This is a genomic window from Streptomyces yokosukanensis, from assembly GCF_001514035.1.
Lineage (GTDB): Bacteria > Actinomycetota > Actinomycetes > Streptomycetales > Streptomycetaceae > Streptomyces > Streptomyces yokosukanensis.
Genome location: NZ_KQ948218.1, coordinates 159,365 through 180,713, shown reverse-complemented (window position 1 = coordinate 180,713; position 21,349 = coordinate 159,365). Strand labels below are relative to the sequence as shown.

General features: G+C 72.0%; 19 protein-coding genes and 1 pseudogene. 7 read left to right on the top strand and 13 right to left on the bottom strand.

Going from position 1 to position 21,349, the window contains the following annotated elements:
- Window positions 1-53: 53 nt before the first annotated feature.
- The 3 genes and pseudogenes from coaD to recG form a co-directional block, all read right to left on the bottom strand.
- Window positions 54-533: a pantetheine-phosphate adenylyltransferase gene (gene coaD / locus AQI95_RS29985; RefSeq protein ID WP_067130715.1), complete on the bottom strand. Its 480-nt coding sequence runs from the start codon at window positions 531-533 to the stop codon at window positions 54-56.
- 26 nt (window positions 534-559) lie between these two features.
- Window positions 560-1,150 (bottom strand): annotated as a pseudogene (gene rsmD, locus AQI95_RS29980) (16S rRNA (guanine(966)-N(2))-methyltransferase RsmD); the annotation flags it as partial.
- Window positions 1,151-1,228: 78 nt separating this feature from the next.
- The gene (gene recG, locus AQI95_RS29975) at window positions 1,229-3,448 is read right to left on the bottom strand and encodes an ATP-dependent DNA helicase RecG (RefSeq protein ID WP_067130709.1); all 2,220 of its coding nucleotides are present in this window, start codon (window positions 3,446-3,448) and stop codon (window positions 1,229-1,231) included.
- Between the two features lie 233 nt (window positions 3,449-3,681).
- Between recG and AQI95_RS29970 the strand changes: the two genes are divergently transcribed.
- Together AQI95_RS29970 and AQI95_RS29965 are read left to right on the top strand one after the other, a co-directional pair.
- Entirely contained in the window at window positions 3,682-5,547 is a 1,866-nt protein-coding gene (locus AQI95_RS29970; protein ID WP_079071543.1) for an HSP90 family protein, read from the top strand.
- Window positions 5,547-8,516, top strand: coding sequence for a hypothetical protein (locus tag AQI95_RS29965; protein ID WP_067130704.1), 2,970 nt, complete (start codon window positions 5,547-5,549; stop codon window positions 8,514-8,516). Before AQI95_RS29970 ends, AQI95_RS29965 begins: the two co-directional genes overlap by 1 nt.
- A 7-nt stretch (window positions 8,517-8,523) precedes the next feature.
- Here AQI95_RS29965 and AQI95_RS29960 read toward each other — a convergent pair whose 3' ends face one another.
- Window positions 8,524-10,206 (bottom strand): DAK2 domain-containing protein, encoded by a 1,683-nt coding sequence (locus tag AQI95_RS29960; RefSeq protein ID WP_067130701.1) that lies wholly within the window; start codon window positions 10,204-10,206, stop codon window positions 8,524-8,526.
- Window positions 10,207-10,464: 258 nt separating this feature from the next.
- Here AQI95_RS29960 and rpmB point away from each other — a divergent pair, with 258 nt between their 5' ends.
- On the top strand, window positions 10,465-10,650 hold the full coding sequence (gene rpmB, locus AQI95_RS29955; protein WP_003993230.1) for a 50S ribosomal protein L28: 186 nt from the start codon (window positions 10,465-10,467) through the stop codon (window positions 10,648-10,650).
- Between the two features lie 222 nt (window positions 10,651-10,872).
- On the opposite strand, the gene thiD is transcribed toward rpmB, so the two are convergent.
- Window positions 10,873-11,694, bottom strand: coding sequence for a bifunctional hydroxymethylpyrimidine kinase/phosphomethylpyrimidine kinase (thiD, locus tag AQI95_RS29950; protein WP_208614298.1), 822 nt, complete (start codon window positions 11,692-11,694; stop codon window positions 10,873-10,875).
- On the bottom strand, window positions 11,691-12,656 hold the full coding sequence (locus AQI95_RS29945) for a thiamine-phosphate kinase (RefSeq protein WP_067130698.1): 966 nt from the start codon (window positions 12,654-12,656) through the stop codon (window positions 11,691-11,693). The genes thiD and AQI95_RS29945 overlap by 4 nt, the downstream gene beginning before the upstream one ends.
- A 248-nt stretch (window positions 12,657-12,904) precedes the next feature.
- On the opposite strand from AQI95_RS29945, the gene AQI95_RS29940 reads away from it, so the two are divergent.
- Window positions 12,905-13,138 (top strand): Lrp/AsnC family transcriptional regulator, encoded by a 234-nt coding sequence (locus tag AQI95_RS29940; RefSeq protein ID WP_019889749.1) that lies wholly within the window; start codon window positions 12,905-12,907, stop codon window positions 13,136-13,138.
- Window positions 13,139-13,158: 20 nt separating this feature from the next.
- The gene (locus AQI95_RS29935; RefSeq protein WP_067130695.1) at window positions 13,159-13,677 is read left to right on the top strand and encodes a DUF3515 domain-containing protein; all 519 of its coding nucleotides are present in this window, start codon (window positions 13,159-13,161) and stop codon (window positions 13,675-13,677) included.
- A 10-nt stretch (window positions 13,678-13,687) separates the two neighbouring features.
- Here the strand turns inward: AQI95_RS29935 and AQI95_RS29930 are convergent, their stop codons facing one another.
- From AQI95_RS29930 to AQI95_RS29920, 3 genes are read right to left on the bottom strand one after another with little or no spacing between them, the layout of a single operon-like run.
- The gene (locus AQI95_RS29930) at window positions 13,688-14,845 is read right to left on the bottom strand and encodes a D-alanine--D-alanine ligase family protein (RefSeq protein ID WP_067130692.1); all 1,158 of its coding nucleotides are present in this window, start codon (window positions 14,843-14,845) and stop codon (window positions 13,688-13,690) included.
- Window positions 14,846-14,904: 59 nt separating this feature from the next.
- Window positions 14,905-15,915, bottom strand: a complete 1,011-nt coding sequence (locus AQI95_RS29925; RefSeq protein ID WP_067130689.1) for an NAD(P)H-dependent glycerol-3-phosphate dehydrogenase — start codon at window positions 15,913-15,915, stop codon at window positions 14,905-14,907.
- A complete protein-coding gene (locus AQI95_RS29920) occupies window positions 15,912-16,682 on the bottom strand; it encodes a lysophospholipid acyltransferase family protein (RefSeq protein WP_067130686.1) in 771 nt (256 codons plus the stop codon). The genes AQI95_RS29925 and AQI95_RS29920 overlap by 4 nt, the downstream gene beginning before the upstream one ends.
- Before the next feature lie 153 nt (window positions 16,683-16,835).
- Here AQI95_RS29920 and cofC point away from each other — a divergent pair, with 153 nt between their 5' ends.
- Together cofC and AQI95_RS29910 are read left to right on the top strand one after the other, a co-directional pair.
- The gene (gene cofC, locus AQI95_RS29915; protein ID WP_067130682.1) at window positions 16,836-17,474 is read left to right on the top strand and encodes a 2-phospho-L-lactate guanylyltransferase; all 639 of its coding nucleotides are present in this window, start codon (window positions 16,836-16,838) and stop codon (window positions 17,472-17,474) included.
- A gap of 91 nt (window positions 17,475-17,565) precedes the next feature.
- Window positions 17,566-17,769, top strand: a complete 204-nt coding sequence (locus tag AQI95_RS29910; RefSeq protein WP_067130679.1) for a hypothetical protein — start codon at window positions 17,566-17,568, stop codon at window positions 17,767-17,769.
- An 89-nt stretch (window positions 17,770-17,858) separates the two neighbouring features.
- Here the strand turns inward: AQI95_RS29910 and AQI95_RS29905 are convergent, their stop codons facing one another.
- The 4 genes from AQI95_RS29905 to leuC form a co-directional block, all read right to left on the bottom strand.
- Window positions 17,859-18,512 (bottom strand): HU family DNA-binding protein, encoded by a 654-nt coding sequence (locus tag AQI95_RS29905; protein ID WP_067130676.1) that lies wholly within the window; start codon window positions 18,510-18,512, stop codon window positions 17,859-17,861.
- Window positions 18,513-18,648: 136 nt separating this feature from the next.
- Complete coding sequence (locus AQI95_RS29900; RefSeq protein ID WP_067130673.1) at window positions 18,649-18,879, bottom strand: SCO5555 family protein; 231 nt, start codon at window positions 18,877-18,879, stop codon at window positions 18,649-18,651.
- Between the two features lie 266 nt (window positions 18,880-19,145).
- On the bottom strand, window positions 19,146-19,739 hold the full coding sequence (gene leuD / locus AQI95_RS29895) for a 3-isopropylmalate dehydratase small subunit (RefSeq protein WP_067130671.1): 594 nt from the start codon (window positions 19,737-19,739) through the stop codon (window positions 19,146-19,148).
- A 6-nt stretch (window positions 19,740-19,745) separates the two neighbouring features.
- Entirely contained in the window at window positions 19,746-21,170 is a 1,425-nt protein-coding gene (leuC, locus tag AQI95_RS29890) for a 3-isopropylmalate dehydratase large subunit (RefSeq protein ID WP_067130669.1), read from the bottom strand.
- Window positions 21,171-21,349 lie beyond the last annotated feature (179 nt).

The following is a 21,349-nucleotide window of genomic DNA, read 5'->3' as shown; positions in this document are numbered from 1 at the left end:
GCTCGCCACTCTCTACAGCCGGGTTGGAGACGGACGGGACGACTGTAGCCCCATCAGTCCTTGCGCAGGCGCTTGTTCAGGGCCTCCAGCACCGGGGCGGGCACCAGGTGCGAGACGTCGCCGCCCCAGGCCGCGACCTCCTTGACCAAAGAGGACGAGAGGAAGCTGTAGGTGGGGTTGGTGGGCACGAAGAGCGTCTCGACGCCGGTGAGGCCGACGTTCATCTGGGCCATCTGCAGTTCGTAGTCGAAGTCGCTGACGGCGCGCAGGCCCTTGACGATGGCGGGGATGTCGCGCTGCTTGCAGAAGTCGACGAGGAGGCCGTGGAAGGCCTCGACCCGGACGTTGGCGTAGTCGGCGGTGACCTCGCGGATCAGCTCGATCCGCTCCTCGATCTCGAAGAGGCCCTTCTTGGACTTGTTGATCATCACCGCGACATAGACCTCGTCGTACAGACGGGAGGCGCGGGCAATGATGTCGAGATGTCCGTTGGTGATCGGGTCGAACGACCCGGGACAGACGGCGCGGCGCACTTGTGATCCCTCGCTCTCCGGTCCGGTCATCGTGCGTCTTCGCACGTAGAGGCGGCGCGACCGTACCAAAACGTTCCCTCGCCGTAGCGACGGGACCGCAGGGCCTCGAAGCCGTCCGGCCAGTCGAATTCGCCACCTCTGGTGCTGCGCTCCACGGTGACGAGGGCATCCGCCGCGAGCCAGCCCAACGAGCGGAGTGTGAGGAGAATCTCGCGAAGATCGTCGTCCGTGACGGCGTACGGGGGGTCGAGGAAGACGAGGTCGTAGGGCTTCGCGGGCGGTGCGGTTCTGATGACTTGTTCCGCTTTGCCCGCCCGTACTTCGGCGCCGGGGAGGCCGAGGTTCTTGACGTTCTCGCGGACGATCCTCGCCGCGCGGGAGTCGGCCTCGACCAGGAGCGTGTGGCTCGCGCCCCGGGAGAGGGCTTCCAGGCCCACGGCGCCGGAACCGGCGTAGAGGTCGAGGACCCGCTCGCCGTCCAGGGGGCCGCCCAACAGCGACTGCCAGGTGGAGAAGAGACCTTCGCGTGCGCGGTCGGAGGTGGGGCGGGTGCCGGTGCCGGGCGGCACCGCGAGGCGACGTCCGCCGGCTGCACCGGCGATCACGCGGGTCATCTTCGGTCCTTGGTCGTGGGGTGCGGTTCCGTCCTAGTGTGGCTGGTCGCGCAGTTCTCCGCGCCCCTGGGTGGGGACACTTCAGCCTTTTTCCAGGTACTGCTCCCGCTCGTCGTCCACGAGGGCGTCCAGAGCCGTGCGCAGCCCCGGGAACTGCTCCAGCTCCGGATCCGCCGCGACGACCGCCGTCGCCTCCTGTCTCGCCTCGGCGATGACCTCCTCGTCCTCGATGACCGCGAGGACGCGCAGGCTGGTGCGGGCGCCGGACTGGGCCTGGCCGAGGACGTCGCCCTCCCGGCGTTGTTCGAGGTCGATGCGGGAGAGCTCGAAGCCGTCGAGGGTGGAGGCGACCGCGTTCAGCCGCTGGCGGGCCGCGCTGGCCTCCGGCATCTCGGTGACCAGCAGGCACAGACCGGGGGCCGAGCCACGGCCGACGCGGCCGCGCAGCTGGTGGAGCTGGGAGACGCCGAAGCGGTCGGCGTCCATGATGACCATCGCCGTGGCGTTGGGGACGTTGACGCCCACTTCGATGACGGTCGTGGCGACCAGGACGTCCGTCTCGCCGGCCGCGAAGCGGCGCATCACCGCGTCCTTGTCGTCGGGGTGCATACGGCCGTGGAGGACCTCGACCTTCAGGCCCTTCAGGGGCTCGCGGCCCAGTTGGTCGGCCACGTCCAGGACGGCGAGCGGCGGGCGCTTCTCCACCTCGTCCTCCGGGGACTTCTTCCCGGCGGCCTTCTTCGGGTCGTCCTCCTCGTCCCCGATGCGGGGGCAGACGACGTACGCCTGGTGGCCGCCCGCGACCTCCTCGCGGACCCGCTCCCAGGCGCGGGCGAGGAAGTGGGGCTTGTCGGCGGCCGGGACGACATGGCTGGCGATCGGGGAACGGCCGGCCGGGAGCTGGTCGAGGACGGAGGTCTCCAGGTCGCCGAAGACCGTCATGGCGACCGTGCGCGGGATCGGGGTGGCCGTCATGACCAGCAGGTGCGGGGGCTGTTTGCCCTTGCCGCGCAGGGCGTCGCGCTGTTCGACGCCGAAGCGGTGCTGCTCGTCGACCACGACCAGGCCGAGGTCGTGGAACTGGACCTTGTCCTCGATCAGGGCGTGTGTGCCGATGACGATGCCGGCCTCGCCGGTGACCAGGTCCAGCAGGGCCTGGCGGCGGCCGGCGGCGCCCATGGAGCCGGTGAGCAGCACGACCTTGGTGGCATGCTCGGCGCCGCCCAGCATGCCCCCCTCGGCGAGCTCGCCCATCATCTCGGTGATCGAGCGGTGGTGCTGCTGGGCGAGCACCTCGGTGGGCGCGAGCATGGCCGCCTGACCACCCGCGTCGACCACGGCGAGCATGGCCCGCAGAGCCACCATGGTCTTCCCGCTGCCGACCTCGCCCTGGAGCAGGCGGTGCATCGGGTGTTCGGTGGCGAGGTCGGCGAAGATCTCCTGGGAGACCTTCTGCTGGCCCTCGGTGAGGGTGAAGGGCAGACGGTCGTCGAAGGCCGCGAGGAGGCCGTCGGGCTCGGGGCGGCGGGGGACGGCCGGGAGTTGGGCGTCGGCGTGGCGGCGGCGGGCCAGGGCGACCTGCAGGACGAAGGCCTCGTCCCACTTCAGCCGGGCGCGGGCGTCGGCGATGTCGGCCTTGGTGTGCGGGCGGTGGATCTTGAGCAGGGCCTCGGTGAGCGGGAGCAGGCCGCGGCCCGCGAGGAGGGGGCCGGGCAGCGGGTCGAGGGCCTCCTGGGCCGTGGGCAGGACCGTCTGGACCGCCTTGCCGATCTTCCAGGACTCCAGCTTTGCCGTGGCCGGGTAGATCGGGATCAGGGCGCCGGCCCAGCTCTCGACCGATTCGTCGCCGTCGCCCCGCAGCAGCTCGTAGGCCGGGTGGGCCAGCTGGAGGCGGCGGTTGAAGACGGAGACCCTGCCGGAGAACATCGCGCGGGTGCCCGGCAGCAGCTCCTTGTGGGGTTTGTGCACGCCGTTGCCGAAGAAGACCAGCTGGAGCCGGCCGCTGCCGTCGGTGATCGTGACCTCCAGCCGCTGGCCCTTGCCGCGCGGGGCCTTGGCGGAGGCGAAGGAGTGCAGGCGGGCGTCGGCGACCTGGGCGACCACCGTGACGTGCTCGTCCATGGGGAGGTCGGCGAGATGGGTGAGCTGACCGCGCTCCTCGTATCTGCGCGGGTAGTGGTGGAGGAGGTCGCCGACGGTGTGCAGGCCGAGGTGCTCGGCCATCACCTTGGCGGTGGCGGGGCCGAGCACTGACTTCAGTGGCTGTTTCAGTGGTTCTTCCAGTGCGGGCACGAGATCCATTGCACACCACGGCACTGACAATGCCGTAGACGCTGCGCTGCGGATCCGCGGTGGACGCGCCGTGACCGGGCCTCGCCGATTCGTCCCCGGCTGCCGTCAACATCCGGAAGCCCCTGGTCAGGCGGGCAGATCCGGCTCTAGGATGACGCGCTCCGGCCATCCTTCGCGGTCACCGGCCCCGCCGGGACCGCCCGACCCCGCGCCGTACGCACTCCCCCTCCGGCGCAGTGACGATGGACTCCCAGACCTCACAGTCATCCCAGGCATCCCAGTCACCTCACCCACCTCACACGTTCCAGGTCGACCTGCGCGGTCTGGTGGACCTGCTCTCCCATCACCTCTACTCCAGCCCCAAGGTCTATCTGCGCGAGCTGCTGCAGAACGCCGTCGACGCCGTCACCGCGCGGCGCGCCGAGCAGCCGGACGCCCCGGCGGTGGTCCGGCTGCACCCGGCGGACGGCGGGCTGCGGGTGGAGGACAGCGGTATCGGGCTCACCGAGGCGGACGTGCACGATCTGCTGGCCACCATCGGGCGCAGCTCCAAGCGGGCCGAGGGCCTGCAAGAGGCCCGCGCGGACTTCCTCGGCCAGTTCGGCATCGGCCTGCTCGCCTGCTTCCTGGTCGCCGAGCGCATCCGGGTGGTCAGCCGCAGCGCCCGTACGCCGGGCGCCGCTCCGGTGGAGTGGACGGCGTGCGACGACGGCTCGTACACCGTGCGCACGCTGGACGGCTCGGCGCGGCCCGAGCCGGGCACCACCGTGTATCTGACCGCCCGCGCGGGCGCGGCCGAGTGGCTGTCGCCGGAGCGGGTGCGGGCCCTGGCCCGGGACTTCGGCGCACTGCTGCCGTATGACGTCCGGGTCGGCGAGGAGCCGGTCGCCGAGCTGCCCGCGCCCTGGGACCGGCCGTATCCGTCGCCCGCCGCACGCCGGGGCGCGCTGGCCCGGCACTGCCGCGAGCTGTTCGGCTTCGCGCCGCTGGACTCGATCGACCTGGCCGTGCCGCTGGCCGGCGTCCGCGGGGTGGCGTACGTGCTGCCCGCGGCCGTGAGCCCCGCCCAGCGGACGGCCCACCGGGTGCACCTGAAGGGCATGCTGCTCACCGAGCGGGCCGAACAGCTGCTCCCCGACTGGGCGTTCTTCGTGCGGTGCGTGCTGGACACCGACAGTCTGCGGCCCACGGCCTCGCGCGAGTCGCTGTACGAGGACGAGACGCTGGCCGCAGTGCGGGATGCGCTCGGCGAAAGGATTCGCTCGTGGCTCACCGGGCTGGCCGCCGGTGATCCCGAGCGGCTGACGGCCTTCCTCGCCGTCCACCACCTGGGAGTGAAGTCCCTCGCCCGGCACGACCGCGCCATGCTGCGCACGATGCTGCCGTGGCTGCCGTTCGAGACGACGGACGGGCAGGTGTCCCTGGAGGAGTTCGCGCGGCGACACCCGGTGGTCCACTTCACCCGGACCGTCGAGGAGTACCGGCAGGTCGCGCCGATCGCGTCGGCGCAGGGCATCGGGGTCGTCAACGGCGGCTACACGTACGACGCCGAGCTGGTCGAGGCGCTGCCGTCGGTGCGGCCGGGGACGGTCGTCGCCGAGTTGGACGCGGACACCGTGACCGCGCACCTGGACGCCGTCGACCCGGGCGAGGAGCTGGCCCTGTCCGGCTTCCTGGCGGCCGCGCGGGCCAAGCTCGACCCGCTGGGCTGCGAGGTCGTACTGCGTGCCTTCCACCCGCTGTCGGTACCCGCGCTGCACCTGGACGACCGGGCCGCCCGGCACGAGCAGGCGCGCGCGGCGGCCGAGGAGCAGGCCGACGACCTGTGGGCGGGCATCCTGGGCTCGCTGCGCGGCGGCGCGCCACGCGCGCGTCTGGTGCTCAACCATCTCAACCCGCTGGTCCGGCGCATCGGTTCGCTCAGGGACCCGGAACTGATCGGCACCGCCGCCGAGTCGCTGTACGGACAGGCCCTGCTGATGGCGCAGCGCCCGCTCAGGCCGGCGGACTCGGCGCTGCTGAACAGGTCGTTCATCGGCCTGCTGGAGTGGGCCACGCACGGCGGGTCCGCGCACGGCGAGTCCACGTACGGAGAGGACGGTCGCTGATGGGAGACATCGCGGACTTCGACGCGCTGCGCCGGGCGATGGCGGAGAACTCCGAGCAGCCGGAGGGCCCGGCCCGCAACGCGCGCGCGGAGCAGCTGCTCGCCGAGGCCGAGCGGCTGGACGTCCCGCTCGCCGTGATCGAGGCGCTCGGACACCAGCTGAAGGTCTACAACTACAGCTCCGAGAAGGACAAGATGTTCGTCCCGTTCGCGCGGCTGTTGCGCATGTGGGACGAACGGCCCGAGGACTTCGACGAGTACGAGGCGCACTCGCTGCACTGGGTCTTCAAGTGGATGTCGGCGGGCATGCTGGACCAGCCGCACATCCCGCTCGCCTCGGTCGAGAAGTGGCTCGGCGAGATGGAGCAGCGCTACCGGCTCGCCGGGCACTCCGAACGGGCCGTGCGCAGCGCCGAGTTCAGCGTGGCCGAGCATGTCGGTGACCTGGCGCGGGCGGAGCGGGCGTACGCGGCGTGGCTCGCCGCGGACCGGGACGCGATGGCCGACTGCCACGCGTGCGAGCTGCACGGGCAGGGCACCTGGCAGGTCACGCGCGGGCGCGACGCGGAGGCGCTCGCGCTGTGGCGGCCGGTGCTGGAGGGCGAGTTCGCCTGCGCGCACGAGCCGCACACCGTGCTGGCCGCCTCACTGGCCCCGCTGCTGCGCCTGGGGCGGACGGACGAAGCGCGCGCCCACCATCTGCGCGGCTTCCGCCTCGTCCGCCCGATGGAGTCGATGCGCGGCGCGTACGCCGACCATGTGGAGTTCTGCGCGCTGACCGGCAACGAGGCGCGCGCCCTGGAGCTGCTCGCCGAGCGGCCGGCGTACTTCACCGACACCGGGCATCCGCGCAGCCGGCTGGAGTTCCTGGCCGTGGTGGCGCTGCTGATGGACCGGCTGACCGAGCTGGGGCTGGCCGGGCAGCGGGTTCCGGGGCCGGCCGGGCGGGCCTGGACGGCCGGGGAACTCGCCGGGCACGCGCGCGTGGAGGCGCTGGAGCTGGCCGAGCGGTTCGACCGGCGCAACGGCACGCCGTACGTCGGCGAGCAGACACGCGCGCGTATGACGCAGCGACCGCTGGTGGACCGGCTTCCGCTGGGGGTGCGTACGGTGCGCCCCGCGCCGGCGCAGGTGGTCGTGCGCCCGGCGCCCGAGGTCACGGACGCGCCCGACCTGGCGGCCCTGCTGGCCCAGGCGCGGCAGCTGTCGGACACTCTGCGACCACACGCCCTCCAGGCCTGGGCGGCGCTCGCGCGGGCCGCGGGCGACACCGAGCTGGCGCCGCGCGACCGCGCGGAGATCACCGATCACGAGGCGATGGGCCGCGGCCCCGAGGGCGTCGAGCTGTTCGAGCGGGCGGCGGCCCTGTACACGGAGGCCGGCGACCTCGGCGAGGCACTGGCGGCACGCGCGCGTGGAGCGTACGTCCGCGCCCTGGCGGGCGAGGTGGACGCGGCCCTGGAGGCGGTCACCGGCTTGTACGACGAGGCGCTCGCGCTCTACGCCGACGAGGCCACCGGCCTACGGCAGACCGCCTCGGTGGTGATGAGCCGGGCCCGGATCCTCCTGCGCCACGTGCACGAGGGAGCCGGGCAGCCGGCCGCCGAGGACAGGCTCGCACGGGCCGAGCAGGCGGCGCGCGAGGTGCTCGCGCTGGTCGGGGGGCGGGTCGCGGACGATGTGCGGCTGGCCGCCCGGGACGCGGAGGCGCGCGGGATGCTCGCCGAGCTGGCGTGCCTGCGCGGGGACGGCGGGCGGGCCGCGGAGCTGTTCCGGCGGGCGGCGTCCGCGTATGTGAGCGCCGGGCTGCCGTGGTTCGTGGTGGAGTACGAGGCGCAGGTCGCCGCCCTGGCCCATCAGGCCGGTGATCCGGCCGAGGCGGAGCGGGCGCTGCGCTCCGCCCTGGAGCACGGCGGGCCGTACGTGGAGCCGGTCGGGCGGGCGCAGCTGCATCTGCAGCTCGCCGAGGTCCTCGGCGGGCGGGGTGAGGTCGTCGAGGCCGCCGAGCACGCGTGGGAGGCCGCGCACTGGGCCGACGAGGCGGGCGCCGGGGACGCTCCCTCGGGGGCGGGCGCGCTGGGCGGCTGGGCGCGGCAGCAGCTGGGCGGGCTCCTGCTCCGCCAGGGCCGCTGCGCGGAGGCCGCCGAGGTGCTGGAGTCGGCGCTGGCCGACCTGTCCGCGAAGACGCACGGCGACGGGGCCGTCGTACAGACGCGGTGGTGGCTCGGCGACTGCCTGAGCGAGCTGGGCGACCACCGCGCGGCCGCCGAACACCGGCTGCGCGCGGCGGAGATCGCCCGGCACTGGCCCGAGCAGCAGGACCACGCCACGCTCGCCCACCTCGCCGCCGAGTCACTGGGCAAAGCCGGTCTGCCGGAGGAGGCGGAGCAGGCCTACGCGCGCGCGGGCGAACTGTGGCGCGCGCTCGGCAACACGCCTTTCCTCGTCCGCTCGTTGCGTGCGCGCGGCTGGCTGGCGCTGCGCGGCGACGGCGGGGCCGGGGGCGCGCGTGAGCTGATGACCGAGGCGGTGCGGGAGTGCGAGCGGGCGCTGGAGGCCGCCGCGGACCCGCCGGCCCGGGAGCAGCTCGGCTTCGAACTGGGCTGCACCCACCGCCAGTTCGGCGACCTGCTGGCCCGCTCGGCGACGGAGCGGGCCGAGGAGAGCGGAGAATCCGGAGAGACCGGGGAGGAGGCCGAAGACGGTCTGATCCAGGCCGCGTTCGAGGCGGCGCTGGTCCAGCTGGAGCGGGCGGCCGTGCTGTTCGGCGCGCTGGGCGCGGACGGCCTGCACGACCGCACCGGCGCGGAACTGGCCGCCGGATGGCTGGAGGCCGACCTGGGCCGGCCCGCACAGGCCGCCGCACGCGCGCGTGCCGTGCTCGCGGCCTACGAGGACGCCGACGACGAGGACGAGACCGTCCTGGCACGCCGGGCGGAGGCCGCCCAGCTGCTGGGGGCGCACCAGTGAGTCCCGCTCACTCCACGCCGATGAGCAGCAGCGTCCCCTGCCGGCCGCCGCGGTACACCACGGTGTCCACGGCGAGGTAGGCCTCGCGGACGCGGGCCTCCAGGTGCTCGGCGATGGTCTCGGGGGCCTCGTCGCCGACGACGAGGGTGACCAGCTCGCCGCCGGCCCGGAGCATGCGGTCCAGGACGGTCGCGGCGGTGGCGGTGACGTCCGGGCCGATCACCGCCACGTCGCCGTCGATCAGCCCGAGCACGTCCCCGGCCTGGCAGATGCCGGCCGTCGTCCACGACTGGTGCTCGGCGACGACGACCTCGGCGTACCGGGTGGCGCCCGCCGCCGCGGTCATCTGGACGACGTCCTCGTCGAACCGGCGCTCCGGTTCGTGCACGGCGAGCGCGGCGATGCCCTGGACCGCCGAGCGGGTCGGGATCAGTGCCACCCGGATGCCCTCGGTGCGGGCCTGCTCGGCGGCCGCGGCGGCCGTGTGGCGCAGCTCGGCGTCGTTGGGCAGCAGGACGACCTCGCGCGCGTGGGCCCGCCGTACCGCCTGCACCAGCTCCCCGCTGGCGGGCGGCTCCCCCGGGCGCGCGAGGACGGTGGTGGCGCCCGCCTCGGTGTACAGCCCGGCCAGGCCCTCGCCCGGCACGACGGCGACGACGGCCCGCTGGACGCGCTCGCGCGGGGGCCGACCGCGCCCGGTGTGCACGTCCCCGAGCCCGAAGTGGGTGATCCGGATCCGGTACGGCCGCCCGGCCTCGACGCCCGCCTCCACGGCGGCGCCCGCGTCGTCGACGTGCACATGGACGTTCCACAGCCCGTCGCCGCCGACCACGACCAGGGAGTCGCCGAGGGCGTCGAGGCGGGCCCGCAGCCGGACCACGGCCGCGTCGCCGGCCTCGAGGAGATAGATCACCTCGTAGGCGGGCCCGTCGTCGTCACCGGCGTCCGCGCAGGGCCCGGCGTCGGAATCGGCCGCCCCGCACGCGTGCGCCGGCGCGACCGCCACGCACGCGTACGCCTCGGGTATGGCCGCCTCGCCCGTGAACGCCTCCACCAACGCCCCCAGCACCGCCACGAGCCCGCGTCCGCCCGCGTCGACCACCCCGGCTCGGCCGAGCACGGCCAGCTGGTCCGGAGTGGCCGCCAGGGCCGTCCGCGCCCCCTCGTAGGCCGCCCGCGCGACCGTCGCGCAATCGCCCTCGCTCGTCTCGGCGGCCTCGGCGGCGGCCGAGGCGACGGTCAGCACCGTGCCCTCCACGGGGTGGGCCACGGCCTGCCGGGCGGAGTCGGCGGCCCGCCGCAGCGCCCGCCGCAGCCCGGCGCCGTCGGTATGGGGCGGCTCACGCCCGGTGTCGTCGGCGAGCACCTGTGACATGCCGCGCAGCAGCTGCGCCAGGATCGTCCCGGAGTTGCCGCGGGCCCCGATGAGCGCCCCGTGGGCCATCGCGCGCACGGCGTCCGCGAGGGACGGCTCGCCGGCGCCCGTCTCGTACCCGGCGAACACCGCTTCCACGGCGGTGGCCGCCGACTCCAGGGTCAGGTAGAGATTCGTTCCGGTGTCGCCGTCGGCCACCGGATAGACGTTGATCGCGTCGATCTCCTCACGCGCGCGTCCCAGCGCCGCGAGCGCCAGACCGCACCAGGTGCGCACCGCGAGAGCATCGAGGAATGTCTGCGGCACCTGCGCCACCTGCGCTTCCCTGAACTGGCTGGACGTGGGACGCAGCGTAGACCCCGGGGCGGTGTCCACCGGAAGAGGGCCGGGAACCGGGCCCCGAGTTGCCATGGTAGTTTCGTTGTACGGACGCAGCCGTTGTATGCTGCTCCGGTTGGCCCGATCCGATCGGGCCGTTCCCCTGGCAACGCCACTCAGATCTCAGGTCGTACGATCTCGATCCCGGCATGCCGGGATTATCCGTAAGTGCATCTGAAGTCTTTGGAGTGACCCGTGGCTGCCAACTGCGACGTCTGCGGCAAGGGGCCGGGCTTCGGCAACAACATCTCGCACTCGCACCGCCGTACGTCTCGCCGCTGGAACCCGAACATCCAGCGTGTGCGTACCGTGGTCGGCGGGACGCCGAAGCGCGTGAACGCTTGCACCTCGTGCATCAAGGCCGGCAAGGTCTCGCGCTGACGCCAACAGCTGAGCGCGCGGCCACTGCTGGTTCGCTGCACTGAGCCGGTCCACCTGAGGGTGGGCCGGCTTTTTGCCGTACCCGAAAACGCCCTTGCCGTGCCCCGGCATGCCGACCGCTGCCAGAAGATCTCCGGCGACGCGGGCCCGTTCTTCACACCTGCCGGGCGGCTTCTTCAAGCGGCTCACCGAGAAGGCGGCCACGGACGTCGAACCGTGCGACTACCCGGCGTGAGTCGCGCGCAGCGCCCACGCGTGGTCCACCGGGCCGATGCCCGCGCCCAGCGCGAACCCGGCCGCGATCGCCCCGGTGACGTACTCCTTGGCCCCGGTGACAGCTTCGGGCACGGTGAGCCCCTTCGCCAGCCCCGAGGCGATCGCGGAGGCCAGGGTGCAGCCCGTGCCATGGGTGTGCCGGTTGTCGTGGCGGGGCGCGCGCAGCCAGTGCTCGCACGAGCCGTCCGTCAGCAGATCGAGGGCGTCCCCCGAGAGGTGCCCGCCCTTGATCAGCACCCACCGCGGCCCGTACGCCAGCACCGCTGCCGCCGCCCGCCGCAGATCGTCCTCGGACTCGACGCGCACTCCGGTGAGTTGGGCCACCTCGTCGAGGTTGGGGGTGGCCACGGTGGCCGCCGGCAGCAGCTTCGTCCGTACGGAGTCCAGGGCGGAGGCGGCCAGCAGCGGGTCGCCGTGCTTGGAGACGCCCACCGGGTCCACGACGACCGGCGCGTCCGTGCCGGAGATCAATTCGGCGACCGTCTCGACCAGTTCCGCCGAGGCCAGCATGCCCGTCTTCACGGCCTGGACGCCGATGTCGTCGACGACGCTGCGGTACTGGGCGCGCACGGCCTGCACGGGCAGCTCCCAGGCGCCCTGGACGCCGAGGGAGTTCTGCGCGGTCACCGCCGTGATCACGCTCATCCCGTGCACGCCGAGCGCCAGCATCGTCTTCAGGTCGGCCTGGATGCCGGCGCCGCCGCCGGAGTCCGACCCGGCCACCGTCAGCACGCGGGGCGGCACCCGGGCGGGCACAGGCGCGCTCATGACTCGATGTCCCCGAAGTGGTCCCAGCCGCCCTTGCTGGTCCAGGGCGCCCCGTCGACGGTCACCTGGGGCAGCGCGGAGGGGTTGAGGACCTCGCCGATGACCTTCCAGCGGGCCGGCAGCTTGGTGTCCGAGGGGAAGGTCGCGACGATCGCGTGGTCCTCTCCCCCGCTCAGCACCCACTGCAGCGGGTCGACGCCGACGGCCTGCCCGATGTCGTTCATCTGGGTCGGGATGTCGATCGCGCCGGAGCGGATGTCGATGCGGACCTTGCTGGCCTCGGCGATGTGCCCGAGGTCGGCGATCAGCCCGTCGCTCACGTCGCACATCGCGGTCGCGCCGAGGCCGGCCGCCGCCGGACCCGCGTGGTAGGGCGGCTCCGGGCGCCGGTGGGCCTCCACGAAGGCGCGCGGGGAGCGGAAGCCGCGGGACAGGACCGCGTACCCGGCCGCGGACCAGCCCAGCCAGCCCGTGACGGCCACCAGGTCGCCGGGCTGGGCGCCGGCGCGGGTGACGGGCTCCTGGTTGCGCAGATCGCCGAGCGCGGTGATCGACACCATGATCGTGTCGCCGCGGACCACGTCCCCGCCGACCACGCAGGCGCCCGCGACCTGGCACTCGTCGCGCAGGCCGTCCATCAGCTCGCTGGGCCAGGTCACCGGTAGCTCGGCGGGGACGACCAGGCCGAGCAGCAGGGCGGTCGGTACGGCGCCCATCGCGGCGATGTCGGCGAGGTTCTGCGCCGCCGCCTTGCGCCCGACGTCGTAGGCCGTGGACCAGTCGCGGCGGAAGTGCCGCCCCTCCAGCAGGATGTCGGTGCTCGCCACCACCCGCCGGTCGGGCGCGGCGACCACCGCGGCGTCGTCGCCGGGGCCGATCCGGACCGCCGGGGTGGTGGTGAGCCGAGAAGTCAGCTCCCTGATGAGCCCGAACTCCCCCAGCTCGCCGACAGTGCCCTTCATTGCCCTTGCTTCCCTTCTCTGCCTCGCCGTGCCCACTCGCGCGTCATCAGTGTCCCCGATACGGTCGAGATGACCGTCGCCACGGTCCCTCACAGCCGTCGACACGGTCACGAACACCGTCAACTTCCGTCGTGCCTGCACCCTGGCGCGCAAGCCCGGTTCCCGCAGGTCTCCCCGCGAGGAGCGGCGACGCGATACCGTGGCGTTCCTTTTCCCCACATGATCCTCGTGGCCGCCCTGGAGGTTCCGTGGTACAGGCGTACATCCTGATCCAGACGGAGGTCGGCAAGGCGTCGACCGTCGCCGAGACGATCAGCAAGATCCCTGGAGTGATCCAGGCCGAGGACGTGACGGGTCCGTACGATGTCATCGTGCGCGCCCAGGCCGACACGGTCGACGACCTCGGTCGCATGGTGGTCGCCAAGGTCCAGCAAGTGGAAGGCATCACCCGCACCCTGACCTGTCCGGTCGTGCATCTGTAGCCCCCGTCTACGCTTGGCCGGTGAACTTCTTCCGTCACCGGCCCTTCGGCCTGCTCGCGCCCGCGCTGCTGATCGCGGTCGCGGGCTGCTCATCGGCAGACGTCAGCGCCACGGTGGCGGTTCCCAGCCCCGACGCGAAGACGGCGAAGGTGTGCCGGGATCTGCACCGGGTGCTGCCGCAGAAGCTCGACGGACGCGACCGCGACGACCCCGAGCCCCGGTCCGCCTACACGGCGGGCTGGGGAAACCCGGCGATCATACTGCGCTGCGGCGTCGCTCGGCCGCCGAAGATGATCGACCCCAAGGTGGCCGAGGGCGACGACCCCGACGCCATCGCGGGCGGGGTCAACGGGGTGGACTGGCTGATGGAGAAGCAGGGCGACGGCACCTGGCGGTTCACCACCGCCAATCGCGTGGCCTATGTGCAGGTCGGTCTGCCCAAGGGGATGTCCGCGCAGAACGAGGGCACGGCCGTGCTCACTGATCTGGCCGCCCCCGTCAAGAAGGCGATCCCCACGGGGATCGCCTCCATGAGGTGAGCCCGCGGGCTCAGCGAAGTCCGGTCGAGCGGCGCAGCGCGGCCTGCACCAGGCGGTCGATCAGCTCCGGGTAGCTGACGCCGCTGGCCTGCCACATCTGCGGGTACATCGAGATCGGCGTGAAGCCGGGCAGGGTGTTGATCTCGTTGATCACGAACTCGCCGTCCTCGGCGAGGAAGAAGTCCGCGCGGACCAGGCCCTCGCAGGAGGCCGCCTCGAACGCCTCGACCGCGAGCCGCCGCACCTCGGCGGTCTGCTCCTCGGTGAGCGGCGCCGGGACGATGCCGGGCGTGGAGTCGATGTACTTGGCGTCGAAGTCGTAGTACGCGTGCGCGTCCGGCGGCGGGATCTCGGCCGGTACGGAGGCGCGCGGCCCGTCCTCGAACTCCAGGACGCCGCACTCGATCTCGCGGCCGCGCACCGCGGCCTCCACCAGGATCTTCGGGTCGTGCCGCTGGGCCTCGGCGATCGCCTCGTCCAGGCCGGAGAGGTCGTCGACCTTGGTGATGCCGATCGAGGAACCCGCGCGCGCGGGCTTCACGAACAGCGGCCAGCCGTGCTCGCCGGCGAGGTCGACGATCTTCTTGCGGGCGGCGGCCTCGTCCTGCTGCCACTCGCGGGGGCGGATCACCACGTACGGGCCGACCTTGAGCCCGAAGGAGGTGAACACCCGCTTCATGTACTCCTTGTCCTGGCCGACGGCCGAGGCGAGCACACCCGAACCCACGTACGGCACCCCGGACAGCTCCAGGAGGCCCTGGAGGGTGCCGTCCTCGCCGTACGGGCCGTGCAGCACCGGGAAGACCACGTCGACCTCGCCGAGGGCCTTGGGCACCGATCCGGGCTCGCTGTAGACGACCTCGCGGTTGGCGGGGTCGACGGGGAGCACCACACCGCCCTCGGTGGACTCGGCCAGCTCCTCGACGGCGGGCAGGCGGCGGTCGGCGATGGCCATCCGCTCCGGCTCGTCGGCCGTCAGCACCCAGCGGCCTTCCCGGGTGATGCCGATCGGCAGGACGTCGTACTTCGTCCGGTCGATGGCGGCGAGGACGGCTCCGGCGGTGACCATGGAGATCCCGTGTTCGGAGCTGCGCCCGCCGAACACGACGGCCACACGGGGCTTGCGTGAGGCCTGCTCAGGGCTCTGGGGAAGGTTCTCGGTGCTCATATCGCGTTGAGAGTACCCGGTGGTAGAGCCCTGATACAGCGGCGACTCAGGGGGTTCGCTCAGCGTCGCTCGGGCTTCGCGCTGCGCGACATCAGCTCCTTGAGGGCGACCACCGGCGGCTTGCCCTCGTGCACGATGTCGACGACCGTCTCGGTGATGGGCATCTCGACCCCGTGCCGGCGGGCCAGATCCGCCACCGACTCGCAGGACTTGACGCCCTCGGCGGTCTGCCTGGTCACGGCGATGGTCTCCTCGAGGGTCATGCCCTTGCCGAGGTTGGTGCCGAAGGTGTGGTTGCGGGACAGCGGCGAGGAGCAGGTGGCCACCAGGTCGCCGAGGCCCGCGAGTCCGGAGAAGGTCAGCGGGTCGGCGCCGAGCGCCACCCCGAGCCGCGCGGTCTCGGCGAGGCCCCGGGTGATGAGCGAGCCCTTGGCGTTGTCGCCGAGCCCCATGCCGTCGGCGATGCCGACCGCGAGCCCGATGACGTTCTTCACGGCACCGCCCAGCTCGCAGCCGACCACGTCGGTCTCCGTGTACGGCCGGAAGTACGGCGTGTGGCAGGCGGCCTGCAGGCGCTGGGCGACGGCCTCGTCGGTGCAGGCGACGACGGCCGCGGCGGGCATCCGGGCGGCGACCTCGCGGGCCAGATTGGGCCCGGTGACGACCGCGATGCGGTCCACGCCGACCTTGGCGACGTCCTCGAAGACCTCGCTCATCCGCATGGTGGAGCCGAGTTCGACGCCCTTCATCAGGGAGACGAGCACGGTGTCCGGGGCGAGCAGCGGGGTCCACTCGGCGAGGTTGGCGCGCAGGGTCTGGGAGGGGACGGACAGGACCGTGAAGTCCGCGCCGGCCAGGGCCTCGGCGGGGTCGGTGGTGGCCCGGATGTTCTCGGGGAGTTCGACGCCCGGCAGATAGTCGGGGTTGATGCGGGTGGTGTTGATCGCCTCCGCGACCTCGGCGCGACGGGCCCACAGGGTGACCTCGCACCCGGCGTCCGCGAGCACCATGGAGAAGGCCGTACCCCACGAACCGGCGCTGAAGACCGCCGCCTTAACCGCCTTGCTCACTTGCTCTGCCCCTCCGGTTCCTTGCCCTGCGTCTGTGCCTGGGTGCGGCGCCGCTGTTCGATGCGCTCGCGACGCGGGTCGTAGGGCGTCCTTGGCGCCTTCTCGCCGCGGATCTCCTCGAGCTGGCGGGTGACGGCCGCCATGATGACCTCGGTCGCCTCCTTCAGCAGGTCCGGGGTCATCTCCTGGTCGTAGAAGCGCGACAGGTCCACGGGCGGGCCCGCGAGCACGCGATGGGTCTTGCGCGGGAAGAGGTTCGGCTTCTTGGCGTACGGCGGCAGGAGTTCGTTGACGCCCCACTGGGCGACCGGGACGACCGGGCACTTGGTCTGCAGGGCCACACGGGCGGCGCCGGTCTTGCCGGTCATGGGCCAGCCGTCCGGGTCGCGGGTGAGGGTGCCTTCGGGGTAGAAGGCGACGCACTCGCCGCGCTCCACGGCGTCGATCGCGGCGCGGAAGGCGCTGAGCGCGTCCGTGGACTCGCGATAGACGGGGATCTGCCCGGTACCGCGCATGGCGGCGCCGACGAATCCCTTCTTGAAAAGTCCGCTCTTCGCCAGGAATCGCGGAACCCGTCCGGTGTTGTACTGATAGTGCGCGTACGCGAAGGGGTCCACGTGGGAATTGTGGTTCACCACGGTGATAAATCCGCCCTCGGCCGGAATGTGCTCCATTCCACGCCAGTCCCGCTTGATCAGAACCACCAGCGGCGGTTTGCAGATCACCGCGGCGAAGCGGTACCAGAAGCCGATTCTGCGGCGGGGCACAAGGACACCTTCCTCTAGGGCTGTCGCCCCGGCGGGGGGCCGCACAAGTCTCGCCCCGAGCCGCCGGTCTGTCGAGAACACCGTACGCCCGAGGCCCTGGGCACCAGATGACCCGGGGGACAATGATCGCGACACGAGAGGGACGGTACGCCAGTGCAATGGACCTTGGTCATCCCGCTGAAGCCCCTGACCCGGGCCAAGAGCAGACTCTCGGACACCGCCGCCGAAGGCGTGCGGCCGGGGCTGGCGCTGGCGTTCGCGCAGGACACGGTGGCCGCGGCGGTGGCCTGCGCGGCTGTTGCGGATGTGGCGGTCGTCACGGACGACGAGCGGGCCGCGCGCGAGCTGGCCGCGCTGGGCGCGCGCATCGTCCCGGACACCCCGGCAGGCGGGCTGAACGCCGCGCTGGCGCACGGCGCGGGCGTCGTACGCGAAATGCGCCCGCGCACACCGATCGCGGCGCTGAACGCCGATCTGCCGGCGTTGCGCCCGATGGAACTGGCCGTTGTCCTGGCCGCGGCGGGCGAGTTTCCGCGGGCGTTTCTCGCGGATGCGGCCGGGCCGGGCACCACGTTGCTGGCCGCGGGGCCGAACGGGGAATTGCGGCCGGAGTTCGGCCCCGATTCCCGCTCCCGACATCGCATCTCCGGGGCGCGGGAACTGGAACTTCCCGGCGTCGATTCGGTACGGCAGGACGTGGATACCGGTGACGACTTGCGGGCGGCATTGGCTTTGGGCGTGGGTCCGTATACGGCCGCGGTATCGGCGGGATTGCTGATCCCGGGCTCCTGAGGGCGCCCGGCGGGCGACGGCCCCGCACCTCGCGGACGGCCCCGGTCCCCACGGCGGTCCCCGTCGTCAGAACCACCAGTACGCTGCAGTCATGCAGGCCACCGCATACACCTACGACCCCGCGACCCGCAGCGGACAGGTGCTCCTGGACGACGGCACCCCGGTGCCCTTCGACTCCGCCGCCTTCACCGCCGGGGGTCTGCGGCTGTTGCGCCCCGGGCAGCGCGTGCGCATCGAGACCGAGGGCCGGGGCGACGCCCTGCGCATCACCCTCGTAACCCTTCAAACCCTGTAACCGCCCTTACCGCCCTGAACACGCCGCGGGCCGGGCTCCCGAGGGGAGTCCGGCCCGGCGCGTGAGTGCCCTGGCGTGCCCTGGCGTCCTTACGACGTCGCCTTGCGGGCGGTGGCCTTCTTCGCGGTGGTCTTGCGGGCCGTCGACTTCTTGGCCGGGGCCTTCTTCGCGGTGACCTTCTTCGCCGGGGCCTTCTTCGCCGTCGCCTTCTTGGCGGTGGCCTTCTTCGCGGCGGCGGTCTTGGCGGTCGCCGTGGCCTTCTTGGCGGTCGTCTTCTTCGCCGTGGTCTTCTTGGCGACGGCCGTGGTCTTCTTCGCGGTGACCTTCTTCGCGGTGACCTTCTTCGCGGCCGCCTTCTTGGCCGTGGTCTTCTTCGCGGCGGCCTTCTTGACCGTCGCGGAAGCACCGCCGGTCAGGCTGCCCTTCGGCGCCTTCTTGACCGAGACCTCGCCACCGCGCGGCAGCTTCTTCGAGCCGCTCACCAGGTCCTTGAAGCCCTGACCGGCGCGGAAGCGCGGCACGGAGGTCTTCTTGACCCGAACCCGCTCGCCCGTCTGAGGGTTGCGGGCGTAACGGGCGGGGCGGTCCACCTTCTCGAAGGACCCGAAGCCGGTGACCGAGACCCGCTCGCCCGCGACGACCGCGCGGACGATGGCGTCCAGGACATGATCGACAGCCTCGGCGGCCTGCTGGCGGCCACCCACCTTGTCGGCAATCGCTTCTACGAGCTGCGCCTTGTTCACGTCTTCCCCTTCGGAGACATCGCCAGAACGAAAGTGTTCAAGCTTTTTCGCACGTTAGGCAGATATATACCGCAAATCAAACACGAAACGGGCTTATCACCCTTGTGCCGCAACGGACTCGGTGGTCTCGGGCTGTTCAGTGGTCCTCGTCGGGGATCCGACCCTCGTCGAGGTCCGCGTTGAACCGCTCGAGCCGCCTTGCCGCAGCGGCGAGATCGTGCTTGGCCGCGGCCGTAATGACCAGCAGCTTCCGGGTCAGCGCCATCCGTACGCCCTCCGGGACTTGCAGTGCGCGCACCCTTGCGTGCGCTTCCTTGAGCTGGTTCGCGACTGCCGTATAGAGCTGGAGTTGGCCGTCGTGTTCCATGCACAGATTGTGCCATCTGGGGCGAGTTGTCGCCTGCGCAGGGGGCAACTGCCGCCTCAAATGGCCTTCCAGGCACTTGCGGCGGCCGCGATCCCAGCACTCACGTACCCCGACAACCTCCTTCGTAACGTGGGAAGTTGAGCGCCGCGTAAGAAGCGTGCGGGGTGATTCGGGGGCAGACATGCCGGTACCCCCGATCGTGGCGATCGGGGGTACCGGCGGGGATGTTGACGTGGCCGAAACCTGCCCCGCTGAGGGGGTCCGGATCAGGCCTGGAGGGTCTGCGGCTTGTGGGCGGGCCGCTTCGCCTCGTACGCGGCGATGTCGGCCTCGTTCTGGAGCGTGATGGAGATGTCGTCCAGGCCGTTCAGCAGCCGCCAGCGGGAGTTCTCGTCCAGCTCGAAGGAGGCGGTGACGCCCTCGGCGCGAACCTCACGCGCCTCAAGGTCCACAGTGACCTCAGCAGTCGGGTCCGCTTCCGTCAGCTCCCACAGGGCGTCGACGATCTTCTGGTCCAGGACCACCGTGAGCAGGCCGTTCTTCAGCGAGTTGCCCCGGAAGATGTCCGCGAAGCGGGCGGAGATCACGGCCTTGAAACCGTAGTTCTGCAGCGCCCAGACGGCGTGCTCACGGGAGGAGCCGGTACCGAAGTCGGGGCCGGCGACCAGAACCGTGGCACCCTGCCGCTCGGGGCGGTTGAGGATGAAGTCCTGGTCCTTGCGCCAGGCCTCGAACAGCCCGTCCTCGAACCCGTCCCGCGTGACCTTCTTGAGCCAGTGAGCAGGGATGATCTGGTCGGTGTCGACGTTGCTGCGGCGCAGCGGGACGGCCCGGCCGGTGTGCGTGGTGAAGGCTTCCATGGTGTCTCAGACTCCAGCGGGCGTACGGACGTCGGTCAGGTCGGCCGGGGAGGCCAGATGGCCCAGGACGGCGGTGGCCGCCGCGACCTGCGGCGACACCAGATGAGTACGGCCACCCTTGCCCTGCCGGCCCTCGAAGTTGCGGTTGGAGGTGGAGGCGGAGCGCTCGCCGGGGGCCAGCTGGTCGGGGTTCATGCCGAGGCACATCGAGCAGCCCGCGTGCCGCCATTCGGCGCCGGCCTCCTTGAAGACCACGTCCAGGCCCTCGGAGACGGCCTGCAGACCGACCCGCGCGGAGCCCGGGACGACCAGCATCCGTACGCCGTCGGCGACTTTGCGCTCCTTGAGGATGCCCGCGGCGGCGCGCAGGTCCTCGATGCGGCCGTTGGTGCAGGAGCCTACGAAGACGGTGTCCACCTTGATGGAGCGCAGCGGCTGACCGGCCTCCAACCCCATGTATTCCAGGGCCCTTTCGGCGGCGTGGCGCTCCGAAGCGTCTTCGTACGAAGCCGGGTCGGGGACGGACGCCGAAAGCGGCGCACCCTGGCCGGGGTTGGTGCCCCAGGTGACGAACGGGGACAGCTCGTCGGCGCGGATGACGACCTCGGCGTCGAACCGGGCGTCGTCGTCCGTCCTCAGCGTCTTCCAGTACGCGACCGCGGCGTCCCACTCCTCGCCCTCGGGGGCGTGCGGGCGGCCCTTGAGGTACGCGAAGGTGGTCTCGTCGGGGGCGATCATGCCCGCGCGGGCGCCGGCCTCGATCGACATGTTGCAGATGGTCATCCGGGCCTCCATCGAGAGGTTCTCGATGGCGGAGCCGCGGTACTCCAGGATGTAGCCCTGGCCGCCGCCCGTACCGATCTTCGCGATGATCGCCAGGATCAGGTCCTTGGCGGTGACGCCCTCGGGCAGCTCGCCCTCGACGGTGATGGCCATGGTCTTCGGGCGGGCCAGCGGCAGCGTCTGGGTGGCCAGCACATGCTCGACCTGCGAGGTGCCGATACCGAACGCCAGCGCGCCGAAGGCGCCGTGCGTGGAGGTGTGCGAGTCACCGCAGACCACGGTCGTACCGGGCTGGGTCAGGCCCAGCTGCGGGCCGACGACGTGCACGACACCCTGCTCGACATCGCCCAGCGGGTGCAGCCGTACGCCGAACTCGGCGCAGTTCTTGCGCAGCGTCTCCAGCTGGGCGCGCGAGACCGGGTCGGCGATGGGCTTGTCGATGTCGAGGGTCGGGGTGTTGTGATCCTCGGTGGCGATGGTGAGGTCGAGGCGCCGCACCGGGCGACCGTTCTTGCGCAGTCCGTCGAAGGCCTGCGGGCTGGTCACCTCGTGCAGCAGGTGCAGATCGATGAAGAGGAGGTCGGGCTCGCCCTCGGCGCGCCGGACGACGTGGTCGTCCCAGACCTTCTCCGCGAGTGTCCTACCCATCGCTTTCCCTCCGGCCGGCCACGGTCACGCCGACGCAACTAGAGATCTTGAGGAAGCGGCGCCGCGGTCCCTGGTGTCCGGTGGCTGCGGGCGCCCTACACCCGGCCCCTTGGTCTGCGAGCCGCTGTGTGATTCCAGGGTGGCGCGTTCCACGGAAAATTGAACTTGCGTTTCACAGA

What these genes read in the sequence shown, in the direction of transcription:
- AQI95_RS29965 (WP_067130704.1), top strand. Translation starts at nt 5,547, where the DNA reads ATGGGAGACATCGCGGACTTCGACGCGCTGCGCCGGGCGATGGCGGAG.
- thiD (WP_208614298.1), bottom strand. Translation starts at nt 11,694, where the DNA reads ATGAGCGCGCCTGTGCCCGCCCGGGTGCCGCCCCGCGTGCTGACGGTG.
- AQI95_RS29930 (WP_067130692.1), bottom strand. Translation starts at nt 14,845, where the DNA reads ATGAGCACCGAGAACCTTCCCCAGAGCCCTGAGCAGGCCTCACGCAAG.
- AQI95_RS29945 (WP_067130698.1), bottom strand. Translation starts at nt 12,656, where the DNA reads ATGAAGGGCACTGTCGGCGAGCTGGGGGAGTTCGGGCTCATCAGGGAG.
- AQI95_RS29900 (WP_067130673.1), bottom strand. Translation starts at nt 18,879, where the DNA reads ATGGAACACGACGGCCAACTCCAGCTCTATACGGCAGTCGCGAACCAG.
- AQI95_RS29910 (WP_067130679.1), top strand. Translation starts at nt 17,566, where the DNA reads ATGCAGGCCACCGCATACACCTACGACCCCGCGACCCGCAGCGGACAG.
- AQI95_RS29970 (WP_079071543.1), top strand. Translation starts at nt 3,682, where the DNA reads ATGGACTCCCAGACCTCACAGTCATCCCAGGCATCCCAGTCACCTCAC.
- recG (WP_067130709.1), bottom strand. Translation starts at nt 3,448, where the DNA reads ATGGATCTCGTGCCCGCACTGGAAGAACCACTGAAACAGCCACTGAAG.
- leuD (WP_067130671.1), bottom strand. Translation starts at nt 19,739, where the DNA reads ATGGAAGCCTTCACCACGCACACCGGCCGGGCCGTCCCGCTGCGCCGC.
- leuC (WP_067130669.1), bottom strand. Translation starts at nt 21,170, where the DNA reads ATGGGTAGGACACTCGCGGAGAAGGTCTGGGACGACCACGTCGTCCGG.